Annotated in this window: 10 protein-coding genes; 4 read left to right on the top strand and 6 right to left on the bottom strand. The window is 46.2% G+C overall.

Features of this window, described 5'->3' with window-relative positions; genetic code table 11:
* The first annotated feature begins 143 nt into the window (after positions 1–143).
* Entirely contained in the window at positions 144–1391 is a 1248-nt protein-coding gene (locus tag QD47_RS19900; RefSeq protein WP_044647759.1) for a stalk domain-containing protein, read from the top strand.
* Positions 1392–1496: 105 nt separating this feature from the next.
* Here QD47_RS19900 and QD47_RS19895 read toward each other — a convergent pair whose 3' ends face one another.
* Positions 1497–1880 carry a winged helix-turn-helix transcriptional regulator gene (locus tag QD47_RS19895; RefSeq protein ID WP_044647758.1) on the bottom strand — a complete coding sequence of 128 codons (384 nt, stop codon included), beginning with the start codon at positions 1878–1880 and terminating at the stop codon, positions 1497–1499.
* Between the two features lie 187 nt (positions 1881–2067).
* Between QD47_RS19895 and QD47_RS19890 the strand changes: the two genes are divergently transcribed.
* Both QD47_RS19890 and QD47_RS19885 read left to right on the top strand, forming a co-directional pair.
* Entirely contained in the window at positions 2068–2742 is a 675-nt protein-coding gene (locus QD47_RS19890; RefSeq protein WP_044647757.1) for an NAD(P)H-dependent oxidoreductase, read from the top strand.
* Between the two features lie 222 nt (positions 2743–2964).
* Positions 2965–4113: a response regulator gene (locus QD47_RS19885; protein ID WP_052646817.1), complete on the top strand. Its 1149-nt coding sequence runs from the start codon at positions 2965–2967 to the stop codon at positions 4111–4113.
* Positions 4114–4220: 107 nt separating this feature from the next.
* Here the strand turns inward: QD47_RS19885 and QD47_RS33340 are convergent, their stop codons facing one another.
* The 5 genes from QD47_RS33340 to QD47_RS19860 form a co-directional block, all read right to left on the bottom strand.
* Positions 4221–4733, bottom strand: a complete 513-nt coding sequence (locus tag QD47_RS33340) for a sensor histidine kinase (RefSeq protein WP_268794260.1) — start codon at positions 4731–4733, stop codon at positions 4221–4223.
* Complete coding sequence (locus QD47_RS33335) at positions 4730–6154, bottom strand: ATP-binding response regulator (protein WP_268794259.1); 1425 nt, start codon at positions 6152–6154, stop codon at positions 4730–4732. Before QD47_RS33335 ends, QD47_RS33340 begins: the two co-directional genes overlap by 4 nt.
* A gap of 536 nt (positions 6155–6690) precedes the next feature.
* Complete coding sequence (locus QD47_RS33330; RefSeq protein ID WP_044647754.1) at positions 6691–7308, bottom strand: hypothetical protein; 618 nt, start codon at positions 7306–7308, stop codon at positions 6691–6693.
* A complete protein-coding gene (locus tag QD47_RS19865) occupies positions 7292–7699 on the bottom strand; it encodes a TIGR02328 family protein (RefSeq protein WP_044647753.1) in 408 nt (135 codons plus the stop codon). The genes QD47_RS33330 and QD47_RS19865 overlap by 17 nt, the downstream gene beginning before the upstream one ends.
* A gap of 41 nt (positions 7700–7740) precedes the next feature.
* Positions 7741–8997: a DUF445 domain-containing protein gene (locus QD47_RS19860; protein WP_044647752.1), complete on the bottom strand. Its 1257-nt coding sequence runs from the start codon at positions 8995–8997 to the stop codon at positions 7741–7743.
* A gap of 724 nt (positions 8998–9721) precedes the next feature.
* On the opposite strand from QD47_RS19860, the gene QD47_RS19855 reads away from it, so the two are divergent.
* A complete protein-coding gene (locus QD47_RS19855) occupies positions 9722–10609 on the top strand; it encodes an AraC family transcriptional regulator (RefSeq protein WP_044647751.1) in 888 nt (295 codons plus the stop codon).
* The last annotated feature ends 66 nt before the right edge of the window (positions 10610–10675 follow it).

The following is a 10675-nucleotide window of genomic DNA, read 5'->3' as shown; positions in this document are numbered from 1 at the left end:
CTTTTTTGTATTTTGCATAGAATTCGAAACTGTATGTACGAACTTAACATTAACCTATCTATCATTTTTTTTGATAAAATGGTAGAAACCTCACGATTCTAACATGATAGCTTTGTAATCTATGATGCATAGGAGAGTATAAGATGAAAATCGTAAATAAGGCTCTGTTATCCAGCGCCATCTTTCTGAGTGCCGCCGCAGGCATCTATAGCCCTTCGGCGCAGGCCAATGCGGGGCAGGTCAGCATTGTGCTGGACGGATATCCGTTACCGTTCCCCGTACAGCCCGCAATGATGAACGGCACGACCATGGTCCCTTTTCGTGCTATTTCTGAGGCTCTTGGCATTACGGTGAAATGGGATCAAGCCAGCCAAAGCATTACCGCTACCAAATCACAGGGCTCTGCAACCAAGCAGGTGGTGCTGAAAATGGGTAGCCGCAATGCGACAGTCGACGGGCAAACGGTGCAACTAACAGCCGCACCGCAAACCGTGCGTGGCAGCACAATGATTCCGTTAGGCTTCTTCGGGCAGCAGTTTGGAGCCACGGTCAACTGGAATCAGGGAACGCGGACAGTATCCATTACATCGCCGCGTGAGCCTATGTATACAGTGGGATTTTATGCGCTATCTTCCTTCGACCAAAAATCCAAAATACCGGATTTTAACGCGGTAGCCTTCGGCTGGAGCCGAATTGATGCGAACGGACAATTTACGACCAGCGGCAAGGAATACAAATGGCCTCAAGCCGCCGACACCGTGACACCAGAGTCCATTGTACAGGAGGCAGACGGTCAGGGGACTTCCCCTTACCTGATGGTCTATTCTGGAGATGGCAATCACGAGCTGACCAAAGTTTTGGAAAATGCACAGCTTCAGGAGCAGACGATTTCACAAATCGTCAGCACCGCCACCGACAAGCAGTTTAAAGGCATCACGCTGGATCTCGAGGGGCTGGGCTGGAGCGGAGATAAAGCCAAGGCGCGTTCAGACTACAACGCCTTCATCCAAAAGCTGTCCGCCAAAGCGCATCAGGCCGGACTCAAGCTCACTGTCGTCCTGCACCCGCTGAACAGCTCTTACTCAGGTTACGACTACAAGACGCTGGGTAATCTGGCGGACGATCTGATCATCATGGCCTATGACTACGGACAAAAGGCAACGCCTGAGCCACTCGATAAAGTGGACGAAGCCATTCGACTGGCCTTGAAGGAAACCTCGCGGGACAAGTTGATTTTAGGCATCTCTATGGGTAGCGAAAAAGACAGCACCGTCAACGCCAAGATCGGTCTGGCCAAACGTTATGACCTGAAAGGCATCGCCATCTGGCGGCTGGGCATCATCGGAGAAACTGCCTGGACGAAGATGAACGAATCTATCGAGTTCAAATAAGTAAACCTCACAATAACGTCTCGCTCTTATTCCGCCCGCTGATGAATTTCATGCATCTTCCATGCGAAGCTCATGAGATCATCAACGGGCTTTCCATTTTTCACTTCAACAAGAAGGCTCCCCACACTTGGAATTTGCCGCCACCGGCTCGCAGGTCTGTTCCCCATAGAAGATACCCCATTCTCTCATAAAATCCAGCAACGGCCTCAACGTATCCCCCAACGGAGTAAGCGAGTATTCCACACGCGGCGGATTCTCGTTATAGATTTCACGGTGTACGATACCGTCACGTTCCAGCTCACGCAGTTGCAGGGTCAGCATACGCTGCGTAATATTGGGCAAGGTTCGTCGAATTTCGTTATACCGGCGCGGTCCCGTGGTCAAATGATATAAAATGACTCCCTTCCATTTTCCGCCGATAACCCCTACGGTTTTCGCTACCGGACATCCAAAGTTCACGCTGACTGTATTTTCCATCTCTTGCGTCATGGTTTCCCCTTCTTTCTACCGATTGTAGACCCGAAATCTCAGACTTATGACAAGGAACAAATATGTGCGTACTTGTTCCTGCGAAAAACTTTTTATATGATGACTATACATTCGATATCAGCTCTCATTATAGTAGCAGAAAATAAATGGAGCACCAACTTAACCCAAAACGGAAGGAGTACACTTCATGTCCAATACATCAGCTAAAAAACAGGAGATTCTGGATGCCTTTCTGTTCAGACATGCCACCAAGGAATTCGATCCTGATCGCATCATACCGGAGGAAGATTTTCAATTTATTCTCGAAACCGGACGACTTTCCCCAAGCTCTGTCGGTTTTGAGCCGTGGCGATTTGTGGTCGTACAAAATCAGGCATTGAGAGAAAAGCTGGCTGCGGTTTCAAGCGGGGGCCAAAAACAGATCCCTGCTGCCAGCCATGTTGTCCTGATTTTGGCACGCAAGGATGTTCGTTATGATTCCCCGTATGTGGAGTATATGTATAAAGAGATTAAAGGGATGTCCGAGGAAGACTTTGCCTCACTGCCGGGCCGATATAAAATCTTTCAGGGTGAAAATCAACGCCTGCTGGAAAACGAACGTACGTTATTCGACTGGGCTTCCAAGCAAACCTATATTGCCTTGGGCAATATGATGACCGCGGCGGCTCAGATCGGCATTGATTCCTGCCCGATTGAGGGATTTAACTACGATCAGGTGCATGCCATTTTGGAGGAAGAAGGACTGTTGGAGAACGGACTGCTGGATATTTCGGTCATCGCTGCCTTTGGTTATCGGGCCGATGAACCCAAGCGGGGAAAATCCAGACTGCCGCTGGAACAGATCACACGCTGGATTCTGTAACTAATTATCCCCCTATTAGACAATGACACTGGAACATAACAAAATAACAAACAGGCGGGCTTGCGGCATTTCATCTTAATCATGAATATGCCACAGCCCGCCTGTTTCATGTGATCATAATGATTCGTTAAAATTTTTTCTATTTCGATACTTTTGTTTATATCTGGAGCTAAGTTATCATATATAATGGTATGTATCCGCTTAAAAAGGAGTAGACTATTTGTGGGGAGATCAGATAAATTCACAAGAATTATTCTTCTAGATGATGAAGAGCTGGCTTTAGATTATATGAAGCGTTTATTTAGTAAAATTGAAAACATACATATAGTAGGTTCATTTATGAATCCACTGGCAGCAAAAGAGCACATTCTTCTCGAAAATATAGATGTAGCTTTTCTGGATGTAAGCCTGCCTGAAATGAACGGCATTGAGCTAGCAAAGCAAATTCAGGTTGAAAAGCCTCGTCTCCATATTGTATTCGTAACGGCCTACGATAAATATGCCATTCAGGCCTTCGAAATTAATGCACTGGATTATTTGATCAAACCAGTCACCACAGATCGCCTCATTAAGACCCTAAACCGTATTCTGGAACGTGATGGTCACCCTGCGCTCCAGCCTTCCAGTGATCCTCCTCTCCGGTTACAAGTCTTCAGGGAAGTCGCGGTTGAACTAACAGATCAGCAGTTAACGGCTATACAGTGGCGAACAAAAAAATCACAGGAGTTGTTTCTATACCTGCTTCTGCACCATGACCAGTTGGTTCGAAAATCAGCACTGATTGAATTGCTCTGGTCGGAGCATGATGAGGAGAAGGCTTACTCTCTTTTATATACTGCTGCTTATTACCTCAGAAAAGCTATGGGCCCCTATAAGGACTATTTAAAAATTGATAATACCAGCGGCGGATATATTCTGAATACGACAAACATACTACTGGATAAAGAGGAATGGGAGTACAGCCTGACGTCTGCTCCGCCGATTAGCCAGGAAACGATTGATGACTATACCAAAATAATGAAGCTATACAGAGGCGATTATTTACAAGAATACGATTATTGGTGGGCTGAAAGCGAACGTCAAAGACTTCAAAAAATGTGGATAGCCACCTCATTAAAAATGGGAGAATGGTATAACAAAAACGCTCAGCCTGACAAAGCTATCTCGCTTTATGAGGATATCTGTAACCGACACCCTCAAGCAGAGGATGCGTATTGGGGTTTGATGAAAATATATGCGGATATGAAAAAGGATACCTTGGTTAGCCAGTGGTATGATTTATTATTATCCGTTCTATGGGAAGAACTTCATGTGAAGCCAAATGAACAGATCACCGATTGGTATAATCGATGGAAAATGACGCATGTCTAGTTGCGTGCGTCAACTAACAAGCTGCAACCTATATATGATACGGATATCATGCAGAAGCGTGCTTTTTCCAGCCGATCCTGCATGATATCCGTACTTGACAAAAGCCGTCAGTCTTCTTTTTTCTGCACGTGGGGAATATGAAAGCTGACGGTTGTTCCTTGGTCGGGATGGCTGCTGATATGCAGTCCGTCACCGTACATTTGCTTTAGGCGCCGATCTGTATTTAGCAAACCGACTCCTCCTTCTTTATCCTGATGGGTCAGTATATTGTCCAGCTTCTCCTGATCCATACCCACTCCATCATCTGAGATTGCTATTTCTGTACCCTTCGCATGATCCGTGATACGAATATGCAATGTCCCTCCACGGATACGCTTCAGAATGCCGTGTCTAACGGCATTTTCCGCAAGTGGCTGGATCGAAAGGGGCGGGAGATGCAGGCTCAACTCTTCATCCACTTCCCAGACGATATTCAATCGGTTTCCAAAGCGCTCCTTCTCGATATACAGATAGGATCGAAGGAGTGCCAGCTCATATTCCAGTGAAACGACACGATCCAGGTTTCGGGAATTGAAGCTTCCTCTTAGGTATTTTCCAAATTCCTCGATCAGAACGATCATTCTTGCTCCATCCGTCTCACGATCGTATTCAAGGTATTAAACAAAAAGTGCGGCCTGATTTGTGCCTGCAGCCATGCAGCCTCCATACGAAGTCGTTCACTTGCGGATCTCTTCACTTCCGTCAAGGCATGAACCCTTGACTTTAATTCCAATGAATCCACAGGCTTCGTAATATAATCGTTAGCCCCTGCTAAAAAGCCTGTATACAAGTCCTTCCGCTGGCTACGTGCAGTTAACAAAAGAACAGGAAGCTCGGAAATTGCGAAGTACTCCCTCACACGACGAGTTAATTCATAACCAGACATTTGCGGCATCATCACGTCCGCTATAATCAGATCCCATTCTTGATGATCCAGTATCCGCAAAGCCTCCTCACCACTGGTAACGGTGACTATATCATAGGCGTCCGTAACGAGAATTTCCTCCAGAATTTTCAGGTTCACAGGATCATCGTCGACGGCTAATATTCTGGATCTTGGAGTACCCGTTGCCGTTGCGACTGGCATAACGGCCTTTTTAGGGGACAGTATAGGAGCAGCGCTCGCTGCATACTCCATATAAGCCCCCTCATCTCCTGGTATCTCACCGACTACAGGGGAATGATCCAGAGGAAGAGTGAAGGTAAAGACCGAACCTTTTCCCACCTCAGAGTGAACCCTCAAGGTTCCCCCGTGCAGCTCAATGAGCTGCTTGCTGATGCTTAGCCCCAGTCCCAGCCCGTCTCCAATCACCGTCAAGTGTGACGTTCCCTGTTCATAGGGCTGGAATATTCTCTGCTGCGTCTCCTCATCCATGCCAACTCCCGTGTCCCGAACGTGGATATGGGCCATCCCGTCCCGAATATCTGCTTGAATCGAGATCGTTCCTGCATTCGTATACTTGACCGCATTATGGAGAAGGTTGAAGAAGATTTGCACCAGCCGATTCTCATCCGCCAGCACATTGGGGAAATGATCTGGAATCGAGATAACCATTTCCAACGATTTACCATCTGTCATGAACCGGAGCATGTCCAGTACACCGGAAGCTACCCCTTGGGGCTTCAAACTTCGTTTTTCCAGGCGAATATCCCATTCTCGCAGGCGCGTTACGTCAAGCAAATCATTAAGCAGCAGAGACATCCGCCGACCCACGGTGATGAGCAGCTGCATGTTGCTCCTGTTCCGTTCATCCAAGGTATGGGTCTGATTATCCAGCACAGACTGCGCTATATTGATCATTCCGTGCAGAGGATTTCGCAATTCATGTGAGGTATTCGCCAGAAAATCATTCTTAACCTGATCAGCTCGCTGCAATCTGTCCGACAAACTTCTCAGTTCGGTGTTCGTTTGGAAGAAGTGCTTGAACCAGTATGAGGCGAAGCCCAGGAAGGACAGCACGACATCCCAAGGGTAGTATGGAAGATCATTCCACCATATCATTTTGAAAACGCCCCACAATATGCTGGAGCCGGCGCTTATGGTAGCTAGCAATAGAAATATGGCGTCTTTTTGACCTCTGAATATCTTAAGAAAGGCAAACAAGGGAATGATGACACCAAACGTACTTCCCTGAAACACCATTATCAACATTAGATAAGAACGGATTTCCTGTGAAGGTATAAATAAAATCAGGATGGCAAAAATACACTGTCCCACGAAACAGTCTGAACAATTCTGGACCTGCCCAATAGTAACTGCACAACCCTGAGTATGCATATATGGCTGCCCATATAGGAAAGCAAATGTATTTTAAGTGAAAGCTCCAAACTGAGCGGAAACACGCTCAGTAACAGCTTGTCATCGTTCATCATGATGGTTAAAACGGTACACACCACGATACCTGAAAAATAGAATAGCAGCTTTTTACGAGACGCCATAAAAAAGATGGCACCCGTATACATTCCATGGAGCAGCAAAATAATACATACGATCATCTGCATAGTAATTGAAAAATTAGTTCGGTAGTTAACAGCCTCCTAGCTTCCGAAAATGATGGACTTCATGATTCCTCCGTTGGCGGGGAAATCAAAGTTGGATGCCTGTATAACAATTTCAATAGAATTTCCATGCGCTTCAAAAGCAGCAGAATAAGGGGAGAAACTTCCTGTATGTTGTTCAGGATGATCGGCCACCTGGCCCTCGCTATTTATCAACCGCCCGTTTACAAACAGGTTGGATGCGGTGTAAATCGACGGAATTCGAAGCCCGTACAGTGGTGCTTTTTGGGGATCAACCAAGATTAACAGACGATAGCTCCCGAAGCCATATGCAGTAGAATCAGGTGAATGCAAAGCAGCATTCCATTTTCCTGGAACACGAATCCATTGCTGCTCCTTCGCTGGTAATGATTTTAAAAGATCCGGATTTGATAGATTCCCTGCATAAAATTCCCATTCTCCCTTTAACGGAATAGTCTCACGGCCCTGCAATTCCCAGCCCCGCAAGTCCAATACTCCTTTTTTGGCCTCGGGATACCCCTGTCCTTGATAATAATGAAACCACAGCATACGGAAACCAGTGATCACAAACACAAATAACACCGTAATCAGGAATATTTTTCGTTTAGTCATCATGTACTTATACATTCGATCCATTTCTTAAATTTCCTGTACCTTGCTCCAAGATCAGAATACCCTTGGAGGCCAGATTATCCAGGCATTCCTGCATATAAGCATCGTCATGCTCCGCATACGCGCCGACAGCTTCCAGTTCCTCGCCAAGCTCTGTCGCCCACGGTTCGCACTGCTTGCCGCGATACAACGGCTGCTCCCATAGCGGATCAACGTTGTAACCGCGACTTTTCATTTCGTCCATGATGAGCTTATGGTAGCGGACGAGCAGCATCGGGTGATAGTCGAACACATAATTAACCGTAGCATGTCGCTTTCCCCACCCGTTCCCACGCAGTGCACAGCACTCGCGGTGTTGCCCCAGCAGTTGCGGCCGCGGCAGCTTGTCGATCAACTCTTCGTGCCAAAGTCTCATGCTTCCACAACCTTATCTGTAGCATTTTCTTCTCTAATGAATCAACCGATCAACATACGGATACCTGTCAGGACAATACCGATCAGGAAGCCCGTAACCGCGCCGTTAATACGTATCCACTGCAAGTCCTGCCCCAGCTTGTCCTCCATCAGAGCAATCAGGGAATCGTTATCCATTTTATCTACATTTTCGCGTACCAGATTACCAATTCGACTATGGTTGGCTTCCACCAGCCCGGTAATGCCTGCCACAATTCTAGAATTGATCTTGTCCAGCAGCTCGGTATTCCCTCTCAAATCAGCCAGCATCCGATCCAATAGCGGCAAAATGTTGGTCGGCACATAGCTGCCGTCTTCCATATAGTCCAATAAGCGTACGCGCAGCTCTTCCATCTTATGAAGCACCGACGCATCGCCTTCCCAGGTTCCCACAAGGTTGTTTTTCCAGCTGTTCAAGCCTTCCTGAACCGTATCTTTCGTCGCCAGACGGGTCAGCTGTGTTTTCAGACCATCCAGCACGGCCTGACGACGTGGATGTTCTTCCCTTTGCAGCTCCGCAACCTGATCCAGCAGGAAATGGCGAATCATTTCACCCATGCGCTCTTCGTTCAGATAGCCAAGGAACGCATTCAGGGCGAATTGCATCAGCCCGCTCACTTGCAAACCGCTAATAGCCTGCATTCCCAAGCTACCCAGCGTGTAGCCCGTTTCCGGCTTCAAAAGCCAGGATTCAGCCTGCTCCAGCGAGTAATCCAGCGCGCGGCGGTCATAGCCCTTCTCACTGGTTTGACGGGCAAGCGCCTCCAGCAGCGGTCCGGCGTCGAAGTCTGTCACCTGCCGCTTGATCTCGGCCGCAATTACCGGGGCCAGCTCCGCAAGCGGAAGCGACCGGACCAGTCGTTTGGCGAGAACATCTATGGATGCGGCCGCTTCTGGCGTGCGCAAGCCCTTTTCCACACCATCCAGCATCAAATCGGCCAGCCGGATATCGGCAATTTTAGATGCGATACTGTCTTTATTAAGCAGGTTATTTTCCACCGTACTCACCAAGGTACTCGTTAGCTTGTCCCTGTTCTTGGGAAGAAGTGCTGTGTGTGGAATCGGAATGCCCAGCGGGTGACGGAACAATGCGGTGACGGCGAACCAGTCCGCCAGTCCTCCGACAAGCCCGGCCTCGAAAGCACCTGCTAACAACCGAGCCCAGCCATATTGCTGAAAAGGCAACATCGCTGCAAAGCCCGCTCCCAGAATAACGAGCGACCAAGCCGCTGCGGTTTTCGTATTTTTTGGTTTTCCCATCCTATAATCCTCCAAACTGACTGTCGAGTAAGTGAAGCCCTATATCTGTATTACCCATCATATCATTGCCTGTATGAATTCCAAAGCTAACAGCACTCTATTTCCTAATTATATTAGAACGCACCGAAGCAGAAAATCACGCAAATAAGTGAATACACTTTTTGTGTGATTTTGTACTTTTATGCTGTTATTTATCATATGATTTGTATATATTCACAGTACACTAATCAGCATAAAAAGAGTTCATATATCTCCCTCGTGCGCCTACATATTTGTGAACAAAATCACAACATTGGACCCAATCTAATTTTCTTCACGATAAGCCTAATGAACTATTTCGGTAGAACAAAGACCCATTTTTTTCAAAACGAAAGGATATGCGCGTTGGAAGGTGGAATGGGCATAGAATACCTTTAGCATCCTGTCCTGGATTTTATTCCAGAATTGAATTGAAACCATAGCATCTCCGAATTTTTTCAACATGATTTAACTTTTTCTTATGGATGAATGAGTTAAAAATATGGAGGAAACGAGGCTGTTTTCACCATAATAGTACAACCTGAATTCAAATGGAAAATAATTCAAAATATTATTCGCTACATGCATTTATGTGATGTGATAAAATAAACCGTATTCATAGGAAATCATGTGTAAACCACCATTTTATTTGTTAAACAAACAGTGATTAGCTTGATAAATTTGCTCTTTTGTAAAGGAATTGGATATGACAACAGACCAAAAAAACAACGGGAATGGGACCCCTTGGAGTAGCGATCCAGTCGTCATTGCACGTACTCCCTCCGCTTTTGCCAAGCGATCCCTTTTTTATATACAGGAAATAGGTTATTTCAAAAAAACATCTGCTTATGCCATGGAACGGAAGGAACTCACCTCGTTTCTGCTCGTTTTTACGTTATCAGGACAAGGGGAATTACTGTACCGGGAGAAAAAATACATATTGAAGCCTCATGATATGTTATTTGTTAATTGTGAGGAATTCGTACAGTACAGCAGCGCTGGTCATGAAGCATGGGAGTTTATCAGTGTAAATGTGTACGGCAATCTGATCGACAATTTCTACGAACAATTTGCCAAGCACAACAAGCCTGTAATATCACTCAACGATCCAGTCACCATATTGGACAAGCTGCGTTCCCTCTTATGCGTACAATCTGACAGAACTCTCTCTGCTGAGCTGTTGACATCCAGACTCATCAGTGAGTTGCTGACGTATATTTTGCAGCACCCCTACGATCATCCGTATGTAAATCAGGATACGATCACCGAGGTACGCAAGGTTCAGCAATATTTGGATCGATCCTACAGTGAACGAATTACGCTGGATTCGCTGGCAGACATGTTTGAGTTGAACAAATTCAATCTCGCTAAAAACTTCAAGAAACAGATTGGATTTTCTCCAATTGATTATCTCATTAATGTCCGCATCACAGCGGCTCAAGGCTGGCTTAAAACCAGTGACGAATCCATTGTGGATATCGCACGGTTTGTAGGGATTCCCAACACTAGCCATTTTATCAACCTGTTCAAGGAACATGTCGGAGAAACCCCACATTCCTTCCGCAAAAAATGGGGGAATCGAACCAAACTATAAACTCATCTATTATATGACTTTGTCGAAAAACAGAGAAAATCTGAGATTGTGCTTGCCTAATCGGAA

Origin of the sequence: Paenibacillus terrae (assembly GCF_000943545.1) — a bacterium.
Lineage (GTDB): Bacteria > Bacillota > Bacilli > Paenibacillales > Paenibacillaceae > Paenibacillus > Paenibacillus terrae_A.
The sequence above is the reverse complement of the archived record's forward strand: the minus strand, read 5'-3'. Positions and strand labels throughout refer to the sequence as shown.